16 protein-coding genes, 1 tRNA gene and 1 other annotated feature are annotated in these 21,780 nt (G+C 46.9%); of the genes, 10 read left to right on the top strand and 7 right to left on the bottom strand.

What is annotated here, in order from left to right; genetic code table 11:
* The first annotated feature begins 4 nt into the window (after nt 1-4).
* The 5 genes from B5G11_RS15355 to queA all read left to right on the top strand — a co-directional run bounded on the left by B5G11_RS15355 (nt 5) and on the right by queA (nt 7,594).
* Nucleotides 5-835 (top strand): YihY/virulence factor BrkB family protein, encoded by an 831-nt coding sequence (locus tag B5G11_RS15355; RefSeq protein ID WP_087167449.1) that lies wholly within the window; start codon nt 5-7, stop codon nt 833-835.
* Between the two features lie 353 nt (nt 836-1,188).
* A complete protein-coding gene (gene abc-f, locus B5G11_RS15350; protein WP_087255395.1) occupies nt 1,189-2,742 on the top strand; it encodes a ribosomal protection-like ABC-F family protein in 1,554 nt (517 codons plus the stop codon).
* Between the two features lie 15 nt (nt 2,743-2,757).
* Nucleotides 2,758-2,984: a binding site (T-box leader), on the top strand.
* 107 nt (nt 2,985-3,091) lie between these two features.
* On the top strand, nt 3,092-4,111 hold the full coding sequence (gene pheS, locus B5G11_RS15345; RefSeq protein WP_087167447.1) for a phenylalanine--tRNA ligase subunit alpha: 1,020 nt from the start codon (nt 3,092-3,094) through the stop codon (nt 4,109-4,111).
* A gap of 21 nt (nt 4,112-4,132) precedes the next feature.
* Nucleotides 4,133-6,550 carry a phenylalanine--tRNA ligase subunit beta gene (gene pheT, locus B5G11_RS15340; RefSeq protein WP_087255392.1) on the top strand — a complete coding sequence of 806 codons (2,418 nt, stop codon included), beginning with the start codon at nt 4,133-4,135 and terminating at the stop codon, nt 6,548-6,550.
* Between the two features lie 18 nt (nt 6,551-6,568).
* A complete protein-coding gene (queA, locus tag B5G11_RS15335; protein WP_087167523.1) occupies nt 6,569-7,594 on the top strand; it encodes a tRNA preQ1(34) S-adenosylmethionine ribosyltransferase-isomerase QueA in 1,026 nt (341 codons plus the stop codon).
* Between the two features lie 225 nt (nt 7,595-7,819).
* Here queA and B5G11_RS15330 read toward each other — a convergent pair whose 3' ends face one another.
* On the bottom strand, nt 7,820-8,662 hold the full coding sequence (locus tag B5G11_RS15330) for a YitT family protein (protein WP_087255389.1): 843 nt from the start codon (nt 8,660-8,662) through the stop codon (nt 7,820-7,822).
* Nucleotides 8,663-8,801: 139 nt separating this feature from the next.
* A tRNA-Ser gene (locus B5G11_RS15325) sits at nt 8,802-8,888 on the bottom strand.
* 256 nt (nt 8,889-9,144) lie between these two features.
* Between B5G11_RS15325 and tdh the strand changes: the two genes are divergently transcribed.
* The 4 genes from tdh to B5G11_RS15305 all read left to right on the top strand — a co-directional run bounded on the left by tdh (nt 9,145) and on the right by B5G11_RS15305 (nt 14,439).
* Entirely contained in the window at nt 9,145-10,182 is a 1,038-nt protein-coding gene (tdh, locus tag B5G11_RS15320; RefSeq protein ID WP_343215524.1) for an L-threonine 3-dehydrogenase, read from the top strand.
* 37 nt (nt 10,183-10,219) lie between these two features.
* The gene (locus B5G11_RS15315) at nt 10,220-11,422 is read left to right on the top strand and encodes a glycine C-acetyltransferase (protein ID WP_087167443.1); all 1,203 of its coding nucleotides are present in this window, start codon (nt 10,220-10,222) and stop codon (nt 11,420-11,422) included.
* Between the two features lie 185 nt (nt 11,423-11,607).
* Nucleotides 11,608-12,966, top strand: a complete 1,359-nt coding sequence (trkA, locus tag B5G11_RS15310) for a Trk system potassium transporter TrkA (protein ID WP_087255386.1) — start codon at nt 11,608-11,610, stop codon at nt 12,964-12,966.
* 33 nt (nt 12,967-12,999) lie between these two features.
* Complete coding sequence (locus B5G11_RS15305; RefSeq protein WP_087255373.1) at nt 13,000-14,439, top strand: TrkH family potassium uptake protein; 1,440 nt, start codon at nt 13,000-13,002, stop codon at nt 14,437-14,439.
* Between the two features lie 7 nt (nt 14,440-14,446).
* On the opposite strand, the gene B5G11_RS15300 is transcribed toward B5G11_RS15305, so the two are convergent.
* Genes B5G11_RS15300 through B5G11_RS15285 form a run of 4 tightly spaced genes read right to left on the bottom strand, consistent with a single transcriptional unit; the run spans nt 14,447 to nt 18,503 of the window.
* Entirely contained in the window at nt 14,447-15,151 is a 705-nt protein-coding gene (locus tag B5G11_RS15300; RefSeq protein ID WP_087255370.1) for a DUF5714 domain-containing protein, read from the bottom strand.
* 32 nt (nt 15,152-15,183) lie between these two features.
* Entirely contained in the window at nt 15,184-16,053 is an 870-nt protein-coding gene (locus tag B5G11_RS15295; protein WP_242959080.1) for a radical SAM protein, read from the bottom strand.
* A 25-nt stretch (nt 16,054-16,078) separates the two neighbouring features.
* Nucleotides 16,079-17,380 (bottom strand): 3-phosphoshikimate 1-carboxyvinyltransferase, encoded by a 1,302-nt coding sequence (gene aroA / locus B5G11_RS15290; RefSeq protein ID WP_087255364.1) that lies wholly within the window; start codon nt 17,378-17,380, stop codon nt 16,079-16,081.
* Between the two features lie 31 nt (nt 17,381-17,411).
* Nucleotides 17,412-18,503, bottom strand: coding sequence for a prephenate dehydrogenase (locus B5G11_RS15285; RefSeq protein WP_087255361.1), 1,092 nt, complete (start codon nt 18,501-18,503; stop codon nt 17,412-17,414).
* Nucleotides 18,504-18,912: 409 nt separating this feature from the next.
* Between B5G11_RS15285 and B5G11_RS15280 the strand changes: the two genes are divergently transcribed.
* A complete protein-coding gene (locus B5G11_RS15280; RefSeq protein ID WP_087167436.1) occupies nt 18,913-20,988 on the top strand; it encodes an elongation factor G in 2,076 nt (691 codons plus the stop codon).
* 368 nt (nt 20,989-21,356) lie between these two features.
* Here B5G11_RS15280 and B5G11_RS15275 read toward each other — a convergent pair.
* Nucleotides 21,357-21,780, bottom strand: a 424-nt coding sequence (locus B5G11_RS15275) for a transposase (RefSeq protein WP_204229635.1), incomplete at its 5' end; no start/stop codon positions are given.

The following is a 21,780-nucleotide window of genomic DNA, read 5'->3' as shown; positions in this document are numbered from 1 at the left end:
GAATATGATCAAAAAACAGTGGGACCGGATCATGAGAATATTGGATCGAGCGGCACAAAGCCATGTCGGGGCGTATGCTGCTCAGTCTGCGTTTTTCTTTGTCCTGTCACTGATTCCGATTATCCTGCTTCTAATGACAATGGTACAGTATACGCCGCTTACAAGAGGCGATGTGATGACGGCGGTTACGGAGGTATTCCCGAAGACTGTCACGCCCTTCCTGATATCCATTATCAATGAAGTATACAGCCAGTCCACAGCAATCATTCCAGTGACGATCCTTGTCGCATTGTGGTCGGCTGGAAGAGGGGTGCTTGCGATAACGTCCGGACTCAACTGTATTTATCAGAGCAAGGAGACGAGAAACTATTTCTATCTGAGACTTAGAGCATCCGTTTACACGGTGCTGTTTCTTCTGGTTATAATTTCCTGCCTTCTCCTTGCCGTATTCGGAAACCGGATCAGCATTTTCGTAGAAATAAACGCTCCGGTGTTGCAAAAGGCAGTTGACTTTTTGATCCGAATCCGAACCTCTTTGACAGTCGGAGTAATGATGCTGTTCTGTATGCTTTTGTACCGCTTTCTGCCGGACGTAAAAATCAGAACCAAATGGAAGCATCAGATACCAGGATCTGTTTTCAGCGCAATTGGCTGGCAGATTATTTCCCTGATTTTCTCTGTCTATCTGGACATTTTTGAGGGATTTTCCACTATGTACGGGAGTTTGACGACCATTGTCCTTGTCATGCTCTGGCTGTACTTCTGTATGTACATGATTTTGCTTGGCGGCGTGATCAACATTACCATTTTCAAAGATAATCTGGATAAGGCTTGACAGACAGCGGCAGCACACCGTATACTGGAAAGGCAAAGAAATAAGAAATGAGGTGAAAGGATGATCATTACTTCCTGTAAATGTTAAGACAATGAAACATAACGTACACAGAAGACGCCGGAGGCGGATTCTGCCCGTACACATTGCAGGAAGAGACATTCTTTTTTCATTATAGAAACAAGAGGAAAAGATGACCAGAAGAGTCATGAAAAGAAGAACTGTTCTTTTCATGACTCTTTTTCTTTTGGCGATGTTCGGGGACGTGTTCCGATGCACCGGAACACGTCCCCGGTATAGCCTAAGTTAAAGTCGGGCTTTTTTGCAGTGTGTGCATGGTGAAAGGGGATGATGAGATGTCGCAGATACAGATTACAGATCTTACTTTTTCGTATGATACGCATTTTGAGTCGATTTTTGAGCATGTGAGTGTGCTTTTGGATACGGACTGGAGGACGGGGCTGATTGGTCGGAATGGGACCGGAAAGACGACGTTTTTGAAGCTGTTATCGGGTGCGTATCCGTACCGGGGAAGGATCCGTATGTCGGAGACGGCGGAGTATTTTCCGGTGGATATCCGGGATGTGAGGAAGTCTTCTTTGGAGGTCCTGGAGGAAATTGATCCGGATTATGAGTTCTGGAGAGTTTTAAGAGAGATGGAATGGATGGGAATGGATTCGACCATCCTGGAGCGGCCTTATGGGACGCTTAGTCCGGGAGAGCGGATCCGGCTACAGCTTGCGGTGCTGTTTGCCAAGGAGCATGCGTTCCTTCTGATTGATGAGCCGACAAATCATCTGGATGAGGAGGGGAGGCAGATGCTGGCCTCTTATCTGAGCAGGAAGAAGGGATTCCTTCTTGTTTCCCATGACCGGAGACTTCTGGATGCCTGTACGGATCATACGATGGCGATTGAGCGCAGCAGCATCCGGATCTACAAGGGAAGTTTCCAGACATGGCAGAGAGAAAAGAGTCTGCGGGATCAGGCGGAGTTGGAGCAGAATCAGAAGCTGAAAAAGGAGATCCGCCATCTGGAGGCGGCGGCAAGGGAGGCCGGAAGATGGGCAGGTAATAAGGAGAAAGAAAAGATCGGTCATAAAGTGGGAGGACTGAAGCCGGACCGTGGTGCAATCGGCCATAAGGCGGCGAAGATGATGAAGCGGTCCAAGGTGCTGGAGCACCGGATGGAGAAGGCGGCTAAAGAAAAGGCAGGGCTTTTAAAGGACATCGAGACGGTGGAGGAACTGAAAATGTTTCCACTGGATTATGAGAAGGAGCGTCTTGTTTCCGTGGAAGGGATTTCGTTTGCCCGCGGGGACCGTCAGATTTTGAAAGACTTTTCGTTGGAAATCCGGCGGGGAGACCGGATTGCTTTGAAAGGGCCGAATGGCTGCGGGAAGACGACGATTCTGAAGCTGATTGCAGGGATCTATCAGCCGGATGAGGGAAGAATTCAGACCGGAAGCGGCCTGAAGATTTCGGTTGTCAGCCAGGATTCTTCTGAAATGAGAGGAACGCTGGCGGAGATAGAAGAGGAGGCGGGACTTGATAAAACGCTGTTCCGGGCTGTTTTGAGGAAGCTTGATTTTTCCAGAGACCAGTTTGACAAGCGTCTGGAGGAGTACAGCGAGGGTCAGCGTAAAAAGGTGCTTCTTGCAAAGAGCCTCTGCGAGCCGTCCCATCTATATATCTGGGACGAGCCGTTAAACTACATTGATATATTCACAAGAATTCAGATTGAGAATCTGATTCTTGAGCGGAAACCATCCATGATCTTTGTAGAACACGACAGTGTATTTACCGAACGGATTGCAAAGAGCGCTGTACGTTTCGAAAAAGATCCTCAAAGCGCCGGATTTAAAGCAGTTTTCGAGAGTTCCGGACTTGACAAAGAGCAGGGGGATGTTTAAAATAAAGAAGATACAGTAAAGGCTGTGAATGTGTCAGTAGGATATCTGATCTCCGACAGAGAGAAGGAGCCGCAGGCTGGAAGCTCCTTTCGATTTGACAGATATGCCGAATTTCCCACAGGAGCTGCATTTCTGAACAGAGAGTAAGAAATGACGTGTAGTGCACGTTACGCATACAAGAGAGCCTGCCTTTTGACGGCAGGAATCAGGGTGGTACCGCGGATTGATTCTCCGTCCCTTTTTGGGGCGGAGTTTTTTTTGTTTACCGGAAAGGATTGGACTTTCCTGAATACGAAAAGCCTTCTGTTCGGTACAGGCTGCCTTGGTTGATGAGTAAAGGAGGAAAATCATGAAAGAAAAGCTTCAGAGCATCAGAGAAGAAGCATTAAAGCAGATCCAGTCTGCAGATGTGCCGGAAAAATTAAATGATGTACGTGTCAGGTTTTTAGGTAAAAAAGGAGAACTGACAGCAGTTCTCAAAGGAATGAAAGATGTAGCGGCAGAGGAACGTCCGAAAGTCGGACAGATGGTCAATGAAGTCCGCCAGGAAATCGAAGGTATTCTGGATGAGACAAAGAAAAAGATGGATGCAAAGATCCGGGAAGAAAAATTAAAAGCTGAAGTGATCGATGTTACGCTTCCATCCAAAAAGAATGTAGTGGGACACCGTCATCCGAACACTATTGCCCAGGAAGAGGTAGAGCGGATCTTCATCGGTATGGGATATGAAGTAGTCGAAGGACCGGAGATCGAATACGATCTCTATAACTTTGAGAAGCTCAACATCCCGGCAGATCATCCGGCAAAAGATGAACAGGATACATTCTATATCAATAAGGATATCGTGCTCAGAACCCAGACTTCCCCGGTACAGGCTCGTGTCATGGAGCAGGGGAAACTTCCGATCCGTATGATCTCTCCTGGACGGGTATTCCGTTCTGACGAGGTGGATGCAACGCATTCGCCGTCTTTCCATCAGATCGAAGGACTTGTAGTAGATAAAAATATTTCTTTTGCGGATCTGAAAGGAACGCTGGAAGTTTTCGCAAAAGAGCTGTTCGGACCGGAGACAAAGACAAAATTCCGTCCGCATCATTTCCCGTTCACAGAGCCAAGCGCCGAGGTGGATGTGACATGCTTCAAATGTGGCGGAAAGGGCTGCCGTTTCTGTAAGGGATCCGGATGGATCGAGATCCTTGGCTGCGGAATGGTACACCCGCACGTGCTGGAAATGTGCGGAATTGACCCGGATGAATATACCGGTTTCGCATTCGGTGTAGGGCTTGAGAGAATTGCCCTTCTGAAATATGAGATCGACGACATGAGACTGCTGTACGAAAACGACATCAGATTCTTAAAGCAGTTCTAGGATAAGGGAGGAAAAAAGATCATGAATACATCATTATCATGGATTAAAGCATATGTCCCGGATCTGGACGTGACAGAGCAGGAATACACAGACGCCATGACACTGTCCGGTACCAAGGTGGAGGGATATGAAAAGATGGATGAAGATCTGGACAAGATCGTGGTAGGGCAGATTGAGAAGATCGAAAAGCATCCGGATGCGGATAAGCTTGTCATCTGCCAGGTGAATATCGGAAGCGAGACAATTCAGATCGTAACCGGAGCGCCGAATGTGGAAGAAGGACAGAAAATTCCGGTTGTTCTCGTGGGAGGCCGTGTAGCAGGCGGACACGATGGAAGTAAAACGAAAGGCGGAATTGAAATCAAGGCCGGAAAACTGCGCGGAGTGGACAGTTACGGCATGATGTGCTCCATCGAAGAGCTTGGTTCTACAAAAGAAATGTATCCGGAAGCACCGGAAAATGGAATCTATATTTTCCCGGATGATGTGGAAGTTGGTGCAGACGCCATTGAAGTACTTGGACTTCATGATGCGGTATTTGAATATGAAGTCACATCCAACCGTGTGGACTGCTTCAGCGTGATCGGAATCGCAAGAGAAGCAGCGGCAACATTCGGAAAAAGCTTCCATCCGCCGGTTGTTAAAGAGACCGGAAATGAGGAGAATGCTTCTGACTATATCAAAGTGACTGTCAAGAATCAGGATCTCTGCTCCAGATACTGCGCAAGAGTCGTAAAAAATATTAAAATCGGACCGTCTCCAAAGTGGATGCAGAGAAGACTAGCATCTGTCGGAATCCGCCCGATCAACAATCTTGTTGATATCACAAACTACGTGATGGAAGAATACGGACAGCCGATGCACGCTTACGATCTGGATACCATCGCAGGAAAAGAAATCATTGTCAGAAATGCAGAAGACGGTGAGACATTCACGACACTGGACGGTCAGGAGAGACACCTTGACAAAGACGTACTGATGATCTGCGACGGCGAAAAATCCATCGGAATCGCCGGAATTATGGGAGGCGAAAATTCCATGATCACAGATCACGTGCACACCGTTCTGTTTGAGGCGGCATGCTTTGATGGGACAAATATCCGTAAGTCCAGCAAACGTGTAGGACTGCGTACCGATGCATCCGGAAAATTTGAAAAAGGACTGGATCCGAACAATGCAAAGGCAGCGATCGACCGTGCATGCCAGCTCGTAGAAGAGATGGGCGCAGGTGAAGTAGTCGGAGGAACTGTAGATGTATATGGAAAGGTAAAAGAGCCTGTCCGTGTTCCGTTTGACGCAGATGCCATCAACCGTCTTCTTGGAACAGATATTTCTAAAGAAGAGATGATCGGATACCTTGCAAAAGTAGAACTTGCCTACGATGAAGAGACAAACGAAATCGTGGCTCCGACCTTCCGCCATGACATTTTCCGCCTTGCGGACCTGGCAGAGGAAGTGGCAAGATTCTACGGCTATGACAATATTCCGACTACCCTCCCGAAGGGAGAAGCGACAACAGGAAAGCTTTCCTTCAAGCAGAGAATCGAAGCTTCCGCAAGAGAAATCGCGGAGTTCTGCGGATTCAGCCAGGGTATGACATATTCCTTCGAGAGTCCGAAAGTATTTGATAAACTCCTGCTTCCTAAGGATGCGCAGGAACGTCAGGCAATCCAGATTTCCAATCCGCTTGGAGAGGACTACAGCATTATGCGTACCATTTCCCTGAACGGAATGCTGACTTCCCTTGCAACGAACTATAACCGGAGAAACAAAGATGTAAGACTCTATGAGCTTGGAAATATTTATCTTCCGAAATCACTGCCGCTTACCGAACTTCCGGAAGAGAGGATGCAGTTTACACTTGGAATGTACGGAGAAGGCGATTTCTTCAGCATGAAAGGTGTTGTGGAAGAATTCTTTGAAAAGATCGGCATGCGCAAAAAAGAACAGTACGATCCGAACGCGGGCAAATCCTTCCTGCATCCGGGACGTCAGGCAAATATTGTTTATGAAGGAACCGTTGTCGGTTATCTTGGAGAAGTTCATCCGGAAGTTGCGGACAATTATGGCATTGGCGGACGTGCATACGTTGCAGTCATCGATATGCCGGAAGTGGTTGCACGCGCAACATTTGACCGGAAATACAGCGGAATCGCAAAATTCCCGGCTGTGACAAGAGATATCAGTATGGTAGTTCCAAAAGAGATCCTTGCAGGGCAGATCGAGGCGATGATTGAGCAGAGAGGCGGAGACATTCTGGAAAGCTACAATCTGTTTGACCTTTATGAAGGCGCTCAGATCAAAGAAGGATACAAATCCATCGCATATTCGATTGTATTCCGTGCGAAAGACAGAACGCTTGAGGAATCAGACGTGACGAAAGCCATGAAAAAGATTCTCAACGGTCTGGAGAGCATGGGCATCGAACTGAGACAGTAAAGAGGAATCGTCATCATGATGAAAAAAGAAGACTTTTATTTTGAACTGCCGCAGGAACTGATCGCGCAGGACCCGCTGGAGGACCGCTCCGGCTCGAGACTCCTTGTCCTTGACAAGGAGTCCGGTGAGATTGAGCACAGAACCTTCCGGGACATCAAAGAGTATCTGGAGCCGGGAGACTGTCTGGTGATCAATGATACCAAAGTCATTCCGGCCCGGCTGATCGGGTCCAAAGTGGGAACAAATGCAAAGATCGAGATTCTGCTTTTAAAGAGAAAAGAAAATGACATCTGGGAAACCCTTGTAAAACCCGGAAAAAAGGCAAAGCCCGGGACGAAAATCAGCTTTGGCGAAGGGCTTCTCATCGGAGAAGTGCTGGACGTGGTGGATGAAGGAAACCGCCTGATTCAGTTTTCCTACGAAGGAATCTTTGAGGAGATTCTGGATCAGCTTGGACAGATGCCGCTCCCGCCGTATATCACCCATCAGCTGGAGGATAAAAACCGCTATCAGACCGTGTATGCAAAACACAGCGGATCCGCGGCAGCTCCGACGGCAGGCCTGCATTTCACGCCGGAGCTTCTGGAAGAAATCAAAGAAAGCGGTGTCGAGATCGCTCATGTGACACTTCATGTCGGGCTTGGCACCTTCCGCCCGGTGAAAGTGGAAAATATTCAGGAACACCATATGCACTCGGAGTTTTACCGGATTGAGGCTTCTGAAGCAGAAAAGATCAATCGTGCAAAACGGGAAGGACACCGGGTGATCTGTGTCGGAACGACAAGCTGCCGCACGGTGGAGTCGGCGGCAAAACCTGACGGAACACTGTCAGAATGCAGCGGATGGACAGAGATTTTCATCTATCCGGGATATCGGTTTAAAGTACTGGACTGCCTTCTGACGAATTTCCATCTCCCGGAATCGACTCTGATTATGCTGGTCAGCGCACTGGCAGGAAGGGAGCATGTGCTTCATGCATATGAGGAAGCAGTAAAAGAACGCTACCGTTTCTTCAGTTTTGGGGATGCCATGCTGATCCGGTAACAGACAGTATAAAAAAAGAAAACTGGAAGCAGAAATCTATGGGCTTTGGATTCTGCTTCCAGTTTTTTCTTTTGAGGGTTGGAAGGTTTATGTTTGGTTTCATAGTTAAATAACTATTACAATACATACTATACCGGAAAAATATGAAAGGAATGTGTACGCCGGATAAAAGGATTCTTAAAAAACGAAAGAAACTATTAAAAAAGTCTTTACGATCCGGAAATACTATCTGGATATAGTAAAACCACGGCCTCCAACGTAGTTGACGTTGTCGATGACAGTAAAAGCGGTAGGATCAATCGTATAAATCATCTTTTTTACATCGTTGATCTTCCGGTACGGCAGAATGGTAAGGATCACCTTGGATGGATCCAGATGATATCCTCCCTCTGCCTGAAGGAAAGTCAGACCAAGATCAAAGGTATGCAGAAGTTCCTGACGGATCTTTTCATGCTCGGAAGAAAAAATCAGAAGCTGGACTTCTGAACGGCCGTAGGTGATGACCTTATTAACCATGATACTGGTAACAAGTATGACAATAACTCCGTAAACTGTCTGAAGAAGTGGCTTTGAGACTGCCTGCAGAAGAATCACGGTGCAGTCGCACACATACATGACAACAGAGACAGGAATGCGAAACTTCTTATTGAGAACAACACCGAGAATGTCAAATCCGCCGCTGGAACCATTTGCCCGCAGGATAATGCCGCTTCCGATTCCAAGAAGACATCCGGCAAGAAGGCTGCTCAGAAAAGGATCCTGAGATAACGGAAGAAACAGGTCGATCTGGGAGAAGACATCCAGAAGGACCGGAAACAGGAAAGTCATAATCAATGTTTTAAAAATGAATTCCTTCCCGGCAAACAGCCATCCGACAAGAAACAAAAGGATATTGATACAAAGTACAATCGCAGACAGAGGGAGCGGAAGCAGGTTCTGCAGAATAACAGACAGACCTGTCACACCTCCTGCCACAAAATTCTGAGGCAGTACGAAGAGACCAAATGCGGCAGCCGTCATGGTGCCTCCTACTACGATCAGGAGATAAGACAAGAGTTTTTTCTTCATAATATAGTACCTCCAGGGATTTGATAAGTTTCGATCTGTACTATATGGTACAATCTGAAGGCACGGAACGTCAAGTTAATGCGTTGAACTGAAAAAAGCTCCCGGGCAGGACTGTAACTGCCGGAGAGCTTTTTGAAAGCGGAGATGGTGGGAGTCGAACCCACGCGCCCTTGCGGACCTATCGCATTTCGAGTGCGACCTCTTACGACCACTTGAGTACATCTCCATAGTCGCTGATAGAATCAGCTTATATATTATATCAAAAGATCTATAAAAAGAAAAGAGAAAATCCGGAAAAAAATCAACTTGCCTTTTGTAGAAAGACAACTGTCTTTGTATGCGAGAAAAAGACAAGTGAGATTAAAATGTTTGTCAGAGACGGAAAAAATGCTTGAAATTTTACAAAGGAGGGAGTATTATTAAGATAGAAATTAGGCAGTTTGTCAAAAGAACGGAGGAATTCAAAAATGAGCGATAACATGATGTGGGCATTGGTAAAAGAGAAACCGGAAGCAGGTTTATGGATGAAAAGAGTACCGATTCCGGAAGTAGGACCAAATGATGTAAAGATCAAAATCCACAAAACGGCTATCTGCGGTACAGACGTACATATTTATCAGTGGAATGAATGGGCACAGCATACGATTCCGATCGGATTGACAGCAGGTCATGAGTATGTCGGAGAAGTCGTAGAAGTAGGTCCTGGAGTACAGGGATTCAAGATCGGAGATCTCGTATCCGGTGAAGGACATATCACATGCGGCAAATGCCGGAACTGCCTGGAAGGACACAAGGAAAACTGCAAAGATGCAAAAGGTGTTGGCGTTAACAGAAATGGCGCATTTGCAGAATATCTTGTAATTCCAGCTTCCAATGTATGGCCGTGCAATCCGAATATCCCGGAAGAGATGTATGCGATTTTTGATCCGTTCGGAAACGCTACACATACAGCTCTTTCCTATGATATGCTGGGAGAGGATGTTCTGATTACAGGCGCAGGCCCGATCGGAATTATGGCAGCGGCAATCGCAAAATTTGCAGGAGCAAGACACGTTGTTGTTACAGACCTGAACCAGTATCGCCTGGATCTTGCAACAAAACTTGGGGCAACAAGAACAGTAAACTTAAAAGAAGAAAAACTGACAGACGTCATGAAAGAAATTGGTATGACAGAGGGGTTTGACGTAGGTCTTGAAATGTCCGGAAGCCCGGCAGGACTTTCTGATATGATTCACAATATGAAACACGGCGGAAAGATCGCGCTTCTCGGACTTCAGGGAACAGAAACGAAAGTCGATCTGGAGACAGTAATCTTCAATGGTCTGAATATCCGCGGTATCTATGGAAGAAAAGTATGGGATACCTGGTACAAGATGTCCACAATGCTTCAGGCAGGACTTGATATTTCCCCGATCATTACACACCGCTTCGACATCAAAGATTACGAAAAAGGATTCGAGGCAATGATCTCCGGAAATTCAGGAAAAGTAGTACTTGACTGGTCTCATATCAATGACTAGGCAAGCGATCGAAGATAAGAAAGGAAGATAGATTCAAATGGCACGTAAAAATGATATTTTAAGCATTTATACAAAAACAGTAGATGAAATCAAAGAAGCAGGCCTTTTCAAAGGGGAAGCTCCGATCTGCTCTCCTCAGGGAGCAAAAGTAGTTCTGGAAGATGGAAAAGAGTACCTCAACATGTGTGCAAACAACTATCTGGGACTTGGTAACAACCAGAGACTGATCGACGCTGCAAAGCGTACTTATGATGAAAGAGGATTCGGTGTTGCTTCAGTACGTTTCATCTGCGGAACACAGGACATTCATAAACAGCTGGAGAAAAAGATCTCTGATTTCCTTGGAACAGACGATACTATCCTTTACTCCTCCTGCTTTGATGCAAACGGCGGTCTGTTTGAGACAATTCTGAAAGCAGAAGACGCAGTCATCAGTGATGAACTGAACCATGCTTCCATTATCGATGGAGTACGTCTCTGCAAAGCAAAGAGATATCGTTACAAAAACAATGATATGGAAGATCTGGAAGCAAAATTAAAAGAGGCAGATGAAGCCGGAGCAAGAATCAAACTGATCGCTACAGACGGTGTATTCTCCATGGACGGTATCATCGCAAACCTGAAAGGTATCTGTGATCTTGCTGACAAATACAATGCACTTGTTATGGTAGATGACAGCCACGCAGTTGGATTTGTAGGCAAAAAAGGCCGTGGTACAGCAGAATACTGTGGAGTAGAAGGCCGTGTAGATATTATCACGGGAACACTTGGAAAAGCCCTGGGCGGAGCATCAGGCGGATACACATCCGGACGTCAGGAAATTATTGACCTGCTTCGTCAGCAGAGCCGTCCGTATCTGTTCTCCAACTCTCTTGCACCGGCAATTGTCGGAGCAAGCATGGAACTGTTTGATATGTTAAGCGAAAGCACAGAACTCCGTGACCATCTGGAGGAAGTTACTACTTACTACCGCCAGAAACTGGATGAAAATGGATTTGACGTTATTCCGGGAACACATCCATGTGTGCCGGTTATGATCTACGATGAGAAGACAGCTGCTGAATTCGCTAAGAGAATGATGGAAAAAGGTGTTTATGTCGTAGCATTCTCCTATCCGGTAGTACCGAAGGGAAAAGCAAGAATCCGTACACAGGTATGTGCAAGCCATACAAAAGAAGATATCGATTTCATCGTAAAATGCTTCATCGAAGTGCGTGAAGAAATGGGACTGAACAAATAACATTATATTGTGTAGCCATGATAGCAGAAAGACGCCGGAAGGCGTCTTTTTGCATGAAAAGAAAAGTACGGTCAGGGTCAATGTAAAATCTTGGAGAAAGATATTGCTTTTCTGCGGAAAAGGAGTATAATGATTAAGATTTCATAAAAATTATATGAAATTTTTTTGTTTACGCAGGAGGAGTCATGAATATCATTATTGTAGGAGCTGGAAAAGTAGGAACAACAATTGCAGACCAGCTTAGCTCTGAAAATCATAATATTACGATTATTGACCTGAATCAAAAGAAAGTGGAAGAGGCGGAAGAAGAGTTTGATGCGATGGGGATTGTGGGAAACGGTGCCAGCCATCAGGTACAGGTGGAGGCCGGTGTCATGGATGCGGAACTTCTGATCGCAGTTACCGGTTCAGACGAATTGAATCTTCTTTGCTGCCTGATCGCGAAGAAGACGGGAAAGTGCCAGACAATTGCAAGAGTAAGAAATCCGATTTACAGCAAGGAAGTAAACTTCATCAAGCGCCAGATGGGCCTGTCGGCTGTTATCAATCCGGAGCTGACGGCCGCTCAGGAGATTTCCCAGCTGCTTCGTCTTCCGTACGCCAAGAAGGTTGATACATTTGCAAGAGGAAGGGTGGAAATGATCAAATTCCGGATGAATCCGGAACTCCATATGGACGGACTTCAGGTCGCGGATATTATTTCCAAAATGAAGTGTGACATTATGATCTGCGGCGTGGAGAGACAGGGACAGGTTGTGATCCCGAACGGAGATTTTGTTCTGAAGAACAACGATCTGGTATCCATGATGGCAGTGCCGAAGGAGACAGCAAAGTTCTTCCGCAAAATGGGGATTCCGACCCATCAGGCAAAAAGTACACTGATTGTAGGCGGGGGCACGATAGCATACTATCTTGCAAAGCAGCTTCTCGAAATGAGGGTGGATGTCAGAATTATAGAACAGAATAAAGAGCGGTGTGAGATGCTCAGTGAACAGCTGCCGGAAGCTACGATTCTTCAGGGAGACGGAACTGACAAGGAATTTCTCCTGGAAGAGGGTCTGATGCATACGGATTCCTTTGTGGCGCTGACCAATATGGATGAGGAAAACCTGATGCTTGCACTGCTTGCACGAAAATACTCGAACGCAAAACTGATTGCCAAGGTCAACCGGATTCACTTCGAGGAAGTAGTGGATGAACTGGATATTGACAGCGTTATCTATCCGAAAAACCTTGCGGCGGATCACATTGTCCGCTATACAAGAGCGATGCAGAATTCCCTTGGAAGCAATGTGGAGACTCTTTACAAAATCCTGGACGGACAGGCGGAAGCGCTGGAGTTTGTCATCCGGGAAGATTCCAGTGTCACAAACCAGAGGCTTATGGATCTTCCGTTAAAGGATCATCTGCTTGTATGTTATATCAGCAGATATGGAAAACTGAAGATGGCCCGTGGACAGGACATGCTGAAAGTAGGGGATTCCGTGATTATCGTGACAACTCACAAGGGTCTTCACGACATTACGGATATTCTGAAATATTAATGAGAGACCAGACGGGGAAAAGGAGTAAAGACTATGAATTATTCTATGGTAATGTATATCATAGGGTGGATACTGAATTTTGAGGCGGCGTTTATGCTTCCTTCCTGTCTTGTGGCGGTGATTTATCAGGAAAAATGCGGAATTTCTTTTTTGATTACAATGGCAGCTGCACTGGTAATCGGAATACCGCTGACGGTTCGGAAACCAAAAAACAAAGACTTCCATTCCAGGGAAGGATTTGCCAGCGTTGCCCTTGGATGGATTGTACTGAGCATCGTGGGGGCGGTACCATTTGTGATAAGCGGAGTGATTCCAAATCCGGTGGAAGCGTTGTTTGAGGCAGTATCCGGATTTACAACCACCGGATCCAGCGTTCTGACGAATGTGGAGGTAGTGCCGCGTTGTATTCTCTTTTGGAGAAGTTTTACCCACTGGATAGGCGGAATGGGAGTACTCGTTTTCATTATGGCGATTCTGCCGCTGAGCGGAGGAAAAAATATCAATCTGATGCGGGCGGAAAGTCCGGGACCGTCCGTCACAAAAATGACTTCCAAAATCAAGAGTACGGCAAAAGTTCTGTATCAGATCTATATTGTCATGACAATCATTCAGATCATACTTCTTCTGATCGGGAAGATGCCTTTGTTTGACGCACTTACCATCACATTTGGAACGGCCGGGACCGGCGGCTTTGGAATTAAGAACGACAGTCTTGCCGGATATTCGCCGTATCTGCAGTATGTAGTGACAACTTTCATGATTTTGTTCGGTGTTAATTTTAATTTTTATTTCCTTCTGCTTCTGAAAAAACCGATAGAAGCATTAAAAAGCGAGGAAGTCAGATGGTATTTTGGGATCATTGCGGCGGCCGTGCTTGTGATCTTTTTGTATATCCGGTCTTCCTATCCGACCGCAGAAGAGGCTTTCCGGCATTCTGCTTTTCAGGTGGGATCTATTATTACAACGACCGGATATGCAACGACAGACTTTAACCTATGGGCACAGGTGCCACGGACCATTCTGGTCATGCTGATGTTTGTAGGGGCATGTGCGGGAAGTACCGGAGGAGGAATCAAGGTATCCCGTATTCTGATTCTCGGAAAGACCATCAGAAAAGAACTGAACCAGCTTGTACATCCTACCGGAGTCAAGAAACTTCAGATGGACGGACGGCTGATTTCACACGAAGTACTCAGGGCTGCAAATGTCTATATGATTATTTATATTCTGATTTTTGCGTTTTCGGTACTGCTGGTTGGAATTGATGATTTCGATCTGGTAACAAATTTTACCGCAGTAGCAACGACATTAAATAATGTCGGCCCTGGACTTGAAATGGTCGGGCCGACAGGAAATTTCAGTGCGTTCAGCAATGGAACGACACTCGTTATGATCTTTGATATGCTCGCCGGAAGGCTGGAACTGTTTCCGCTTCTTTTATTATTCCATCCGGGAGCATGGAAAAAGTTTTGATTACATATCAGGAAAGTGGATAGAACGGGCAGTGGGTTTTCAGACACTGTCCGTTTTCTTCATGGAAAGAACAGCGGATGCTGCAGGAAACCGGGAGTTCCACCTGAAAATGCTCTTTTGTAAATTCTACTGCACTTAAAATAGCAAGGAATGAATCCCGTTTGCAGCATCTTGGACCGCCGTGAGTTCCAATGTTTTCCAGAGACCTGGAGGTCATTTGATTGGAAAGCCCCCAGGAAGTACCGGCAAGAGGAGTTGACTTTGAGAGGATGGAGCAGTATATTCCAGTGCTGACTCCGGCACCGCAGCATCCCCAGAAGCCGCAGACACCGCCAGGCACCTGTTTGCCACGTTCTTCCATTAAAGAGAGCTCTTCCTCAAGATCGATACTGCCTCCACAGTTTTTATAAGCGGTCAGAAGGGCGGAGCCGACAAGGACATGGTGTTCAGGTCCATGCATATAGATAAAAGGATTCTGCATGATCTGCTGTGCGATCTGAATCGGATCTTTCAGATCCGTGGAAAGGCAGAAGTCCCGGATGGCTTCAAGTCCCTTTGCTTCGTGACAGGAATCGCAGACAAAATGTCCATCTTCACAGCAGGCATTGGATAAAAACGTCTGATGACAGATGGAACATTCCATTTCCTTCGCGTGTTCTGTATAAATCAATTCTTTGCCGCAGATTAAGCAGGCGTTTGGATTCCGTTTCATATGTTTATTCTCCCTGGTTTTCACTTTTACATTTAAAATCCGCAGGATGCCAGAAGCATATCGATCGCATCCAGAAGAGAAGCTTTTTCTTCCGGAAGGCGTCCCTGGATAGTATAGGTATTGAGGACGGTAGTGTCATGGAACATGCAGTCTTTGACGGTCAGATTTTCCAGCATGATCCGTTCCTCCCAGAGCATCTCGGCATCGTTCATCATGTCGAAGTGCCCTTTCTTTGCATCCTTATAAAGCGGGGTGTCCGGCCAGAGTTTCAGCTTCAGACACCAGATATCCGCCGGGTGCAGCTGGTTTAGCAGCCGGGCGGTGGCAAGAGCATGGTGGACGGAAAAACGGCGCCCGCCAAGTCCAAGAATAATGGTGACATAATATTCGATTCCCACAGCCTCCAGCCTTCGAAGCTGTACAAGCATATCCATGGAGGTGACTCCTTTATTCTGCTCAAGCAGGATGGAATCACTTCCGCTTTCCAGTCCGATGTGGAGGGTGGAAAGTCCCATCTTATGGAGAATCCGAAGCTCTTCATCCGTTTTCCGTGCAATGTCGTCTATGCGGGAATACATGGAAAATTCGTGAATGTTCGGCATATACTGATCTGTCATATCAAAAATCTGGCAAAGCTTCTGATAATCGAGAACAAAGGCGTTTTCTCCCAGCAGAAAGAGCCGGTACGCATCCGGGCGGAAACGGCCCAGGATCTGCATGTTCCGCCGGATCTGTTCCATGGAATGAATCTGGAACGGGTCCTTTGCAAAGTCGCAGAACCGGCATTTCGCGTGGCTGCATCCAAGGGCAACCTCCAAGGCCGCGCAGTCCTGTTCGCTTGGCGGCAGATAGATCGTATCGTGCGTATAGATGGAGGCGAATAATTCTTCATTGGTCATCATAAGACACCCCTTTCTTTTCGAAAGATTATACGGTAAGTGTGTGCAGAGCTTCAAAAAATCCCGGATAGGAGACATCGACACACTGTTCTTCCAGAATCGTTGTTTCCCCTTCAGAGGCAAGTCCTGCCACAGCAAATGCCATGGCGATACGGTGGTCCATGTAAGGGTGGATTTCGGCACCGTGGAGCGGTTTTCCGCCCTGAATAATCATGCCGTCGTCGGTTGGAGTGACATCTGCGCCCATGGCCTTCAGATTTTCCGTTACGGTCCGGATCCGGTCGGTTTCTTTCACTTTCAGCTCTGCCGCATCGCGGATGATGGTCTGGCCCCTGGCAAATGCGGCAAGGACGGCGATCATCGGAATTTCATCAATCAGCGTCGGGATTACCGTTCCCTCGATGCAGACGCCGTGAAGGCTGGAACTGCGTACGAGAAGATCTGCGGTCGGTTCTCCCGCACCCTGATTCTGATTGAGATAGGTAATATCGGCCCCCATATCTTTGCAGACCTTTAAAATTCCAGCACGGGTTTCGTTGATCCCCACGTTTTTAATCAGAACTTCTGATCCCGGTACCAAGAGGGCGGCAGCGATAAAATAGGCCGCGGAGGAAATATCGCCCGGTACAAGAATGTCCTGGGCGTAAAGCTCTTCACATGGAGCAATCCGGATTTCGGCGGAGCCGTCTTTTAGGATCTCTGTATGAAGATCGGCTCCAAACTGGGAGAGCATCAGCTCAGTATGGTTTCTGGAAAGAGCCGGCTCATGGACAGAAGTCTCTCTGTCAGCATACAGCCCTGCAAGGAGGATGGCCGATTTGACCTGGGCGGAGGCTACCGGAGAATCGTAGTGGATTCCGTGAAGATCCATGCGACCGTCGATCTGAAGCGGGGCACAGTCATTTCCGCGGAGACTTTTGATCTGTGCGCCCATCATGGAAAGCGGGCGGATGATCCGTCCCATAGGTCTGGAATTTAATGACGCATCTCCGGAAAGTACAGAAGTAAAATTCTGCGCGCTTAGGATTCCGGAAATCAGTCTTGTAGTTGTACCGCTGTTTCCCACATCCAGTGTGGCGGCAGGAGCTGTAAGCCCGTGGATTCCTTTGCCGTGGACGAGAATCCGGCCGTCAGATTCTTTTTGGATTTCAATTCCCATCTGCCGGAAGCATCCGATGGTAGAAAGGCAGTCCGCACCCTCCAGAAAGTGGCGGACGGAGGTCACGCCCTTTGCAAGGGCTCCGAACATAATGCTTCTGTGGGAGATGGATTTATCTCCCGGTATGGTAATCTCTCCTTTCAGAGGAGAGGATGATTTGATCTGTCTCATAAATATATCTCCCTTATATCATTTTCGGCTATCAGGAACGCTCATAGACCGTATAGCGGTGTCTGCGGAGAACCTGGGCTGCCTTTTCCTGAGCGGCACCTTCATAAAATTCAATTCTGAGAACACCTTCTTCGAACTCGCGGTTGTGAATGATCCCGATATTTTTAATACTGATATTATTGGAGGCAAGGATGGTTGCGATGGTGGCAATCCCGCCCGCCTCATCGATGATATCACAGTAGATGGCAAAAAGCTTTTTGATCGGCCCGGCGGAAATATCCGGAACAGAATTCCGGTAGTTCCGTGAAGTGTCGAAGAAATTGTAGATTCCCTGGGAATCGCCTGCATCAATCAGCTTTTTGGCATCCTCCAGTGTCTTGATGTAGTTTCCGAGAATTTCGGAGACATTTTCCCGGTTTGTCATAAGGACGTGTTCCCACATCGTCGGGGAAGAGGATGCAATTCTTGTGATATCCTTAAAACCGCCGGCGGCTAATAGTTTCATCAGTTCATCCGTCGTATCATGATCCCGGACGAAATTGACAAGGCCGGAGGCGATTACATGCGGCAGATGACTGATCGTTCCTGTGATGTAATCGTGCGTCCTGCAGTCCAGTGTGACCGGAATCGCGCGGATTGCCTGAATAAACTCTGTGAAGGCCTGTATTTTTTCCTTCTGTTCAGGTCTGGACGGAGAGAGAATATAGTAGGAATTCTCAATCAGAACCGCCTTGGAATTCACATATCCGGATTTTTCTGATCCTGCCATCGGGTGTCCTCCGATAAAAAAGTCGGAGAGCCCAAGTTTTTCCACCTCCTGATGGATCGGCGTCTTGACGCTGCCGACATCGGTCAGGATCGTTTTCTCTGAGAGAAACGGCTTTATCTGGCTTAAATAGGCAGAATTGTAAATGACCGGTGTGCACAGAAACAGATAGTCACACCCTTTGAAATTTTCGTCAATGACTGTTACCGCCGTATTGATGACCGATTCGGCAGTTGCAAGGGCCAGCGTTTCCCGGCTTTTATCAAAAGCGACGATCTCACTTTCCGGAAAATACTGGCGGATGGCCTTTGCGATCGAACCACCGATCAATCCAAGCCCGATAAATCCTGTTTTCATAATTAAGTCCTCATCTTTCCTGATCTTGTTATTTCTTCCATTTTAGAAGATTTTCAGATGTTTGTCAAAATACATCTGATAGAATCCATATTCAAAATGTTCAAGTAATAGTCAACTATTCAGCCATGCAGCTTAGATTCGCAGCTCGCGCTGCTTTTCGCTGCTTACGCAGCTGAATCTTCGCTTATGGCTAAACGCCATATGTCCTGAAACAACTCAAACCTTCTGCAAGCAAGCTTGCGCCAGGTTTTCATTGTTACAGGCCGCATGGCTGAATAGTTATAGAGACATTGTGAAAATTCAATAAAAGAGTTGTAAAATTACGAAAAATTTAGTACAATATACCCATGATTACTGTTAAAACAAGAACGGTAAAATTTGAGCTAGAAAATCAAGGAGGCAGCACTATATGAAAGTTTACAGGACGGATGAAATCAGAAACGTTGTTTTGTTAGGTCATGGCGGATGCGGAAAGACAAGTCTTGCAGAAGCGATGGCCTATGTATCAGGCGCGGTAAACAGGATGGGAAAAGTAGGGGACGGAAATACCATCAGCGATTTCGATAAAGAGGAACAGAAACGCGGATTTTCTATCGGCACGAGCCTGATCCCGATCGAATGGGAAAAAGCGAAAATTAATGTGCTGGATACACCGGGATACTTCGACTTTGTAGGTGAAGTGGAAGAAGCTGTCAGTGTTGCGGATGCAGCAGTCATTGTTGTTTCCGGAAAAGCGGGCGTAGAGGTCGGAACGGAAAAAGCATGGGAACTCTGCGACAAATACAATCTGCCGCGTATGGTTTACGTGACAGAGATGGATGTGGACGACGCAAGTTTCCGTCAGGTTGTGGAGACACTCCGTGAAAAATACGGGAAGGTGATCGCACCGCACTTCATGCCGATCCGTGAAAACGAGAAGCTCGTCGGATACGTTAACATTATCAAGAATGCGGGACGCCGCTACACAGAGATTGGAAAGAGGGAAGAATGTGAGATCCCGGATTACTGTATGGAATATCTCCAGCAGTACAGAGAAGCATTGATGGAATCAGTGGCAGAGACCAGTGAGGAATTCCTGGACCGCTATCTTTCCGGAGAGGAGTTTTCCATTGAGGAGATCCGTTCCGCGATGCGTACGGAAGTAATGGATGGAGATATCGTTCCGGTAGCAATGGGATCCAATCTTCAGGCACAGGGGGTTGCAAACCTTCTTTCTGATATCGTACGGTTCTTCCCAAGCCCGGCAAACCGTGAATGTGTCGGCATGAACCGGAAAACAAATGCCATCTATGAGGCAAATTATGATTTTGCGAAAGCAAAGAGTGCATATGTATATAAAACCATGGTGGATCCGTTTATCGGAAAATATTCTTTCATCAAAGTGTGCTCCGGCGTTATCAAAGGTGATGACGTGCTGTACAATGCAGACACAGATGCAGAGGCAAAGCCGGGCAAGATTTACACGATGCTTGGAAATAAGCCGATTGAAGTATCAGAGCTGTTTGCAGGAGATATTGGGGCCATTGCAAAACTGACCACTACGAAGACAGGAGATACACTTTCTACAAAGAACACACAGATTGCATACGCAAAAACCGAGTATTCCCAGCCTTATACCTACATGAAATATACGACCAAGACCAAGGGAGATGAAGATAAGGTATCCCAGGCACTTTCCAGAATGATGGCAGAAGATGTGACGATGAAGGTTGTCAATGATACAGAAAACAGACAGATTCTTCTGTACGGCATGGGAGACCAGCATCTGGAAATTATTGCAAGCAAACTCGCCTCCAGATATAAAGTAGAGATTACTCTTGAGAAACCAAAGGTAGCATTCCGCGAGACGATCCGGAAGAAATCCGATATTGATTCCAAATACAAGAAACAGTCAGGAGGACACGGACAGTATGGTCATGTCAAGATGACATTCGAGCCGTCCGGTGATCTGGAAGAGCCATTCGTATTTGAAGAAAAAGTCGTAGGAGGAGCGGTTCCGAAGAACTACTTCCCGGCTGTGGAAAAAGGTCTCCAGGAAGCTGTACAGAAAGGACCTCTTGCCGGATATCCGGTAGTCGGAGTGAAAGCAACGCTGTACGATGGTTCCTATCATCCGGTAGACTCTTCTGAAATGGCATTTAAGACCGCAACGATCCAGGCATTCAAGAAAGGAATCATGGAAGCATCTCCGGTACTTCTTGAACCAATCGCATCCCTGAAGGTAACAGTTCCGGATGAATATACCGGTGACGTTATGGGTGATCTGAACAAGCGCCGCGGCCGTGTGCTTGGCATGAATCCGGTCAACGGAGGAAAACAGGCAATTGAAGCCGATGTTCCGATGATGGAGCTTTACGGATACTGCACGAACCTCCGTTCCATGACAGGAGGACGCGGTACTTATGAATATCAGTTTGCAAGATATGAGCAGGCTCCGTCCGACGTTCAGGAAAAAGAGATTGCAAACAGAGCAGCAGAGGAATAATCGTACCTTGAAAGAACGTACATAAGAGAGGGTCCGGCTATGCGGGAAAGAGCGTTTGGCCGGACCCTTGTTTTCGTAAGAAAAGAGTGTTATAATTCATCAGGAAAGTATCAGATTCAGAGCGGAAAAAGAGCAGTCCTGAGTAAAGCGGAACTGCTCTGAATGTGATTCTTTCCAATTGTACCAATTCGCGGACGGTCAGCCAGATCACTTATGGGGATTGGATCTTTCCGGAGAGCCGAAAAAGTTCGTATTCCATATGAAAAACGGGAAAATCCGATGAATTCCTGGCGGCAATCGGATTTCCGGGCATGTTTCGCAGACCTTCCAGTGGGAGGCCTAAAAAGCGATATGAAAAGAACGTTCGTTTATGGGGAAGGAGCATAACTCCTCCCCAGCTGCTGCATGGAAGCGCAGCCGCATTCCGGACAGATTGACAGGTCGATGTTCCAGACTGCTTTCAGCAGTTCCGCCATGGACATCCCGGCATAGCGCTGGCGAAACCTCTGCCTCCCCTGAATCCGAAAGATCAGTTTGAGGTTTCTGGATTTCATCCGGTTGTTCAGAAATCCATAATAACGGATCTTTTGAAAACCGGAAGGGAGCACATGCATGAGGAAACGGCGGATAAACTCTTTGTGGCTGAGAGTGATCTGCCGTTTGGGCTCTCCCGGTTTTTTTCCCCGTGCTGAGAAAGTCACTTCGGTTTCCGAAACAGAAAGGATGCGGTTGTTCGAAATGGCAATCCGGTGCGTGTAACGCCCAAGATATTCGATGGCATTGCCAAACCCG

The organism is Drancourtella sp. An57 (genome assembly GCF_002161525.1).
GTDB classification, from domain to species: domain Bacteria; phylum Bacillota; class Clostridia; order Lachnospirales; family Lachnospiraceae; genus Sellimonas; species Sellimonas catena.
This window is presented reverse-complemented; position numbering and strand designations above follow the sequence as displayed.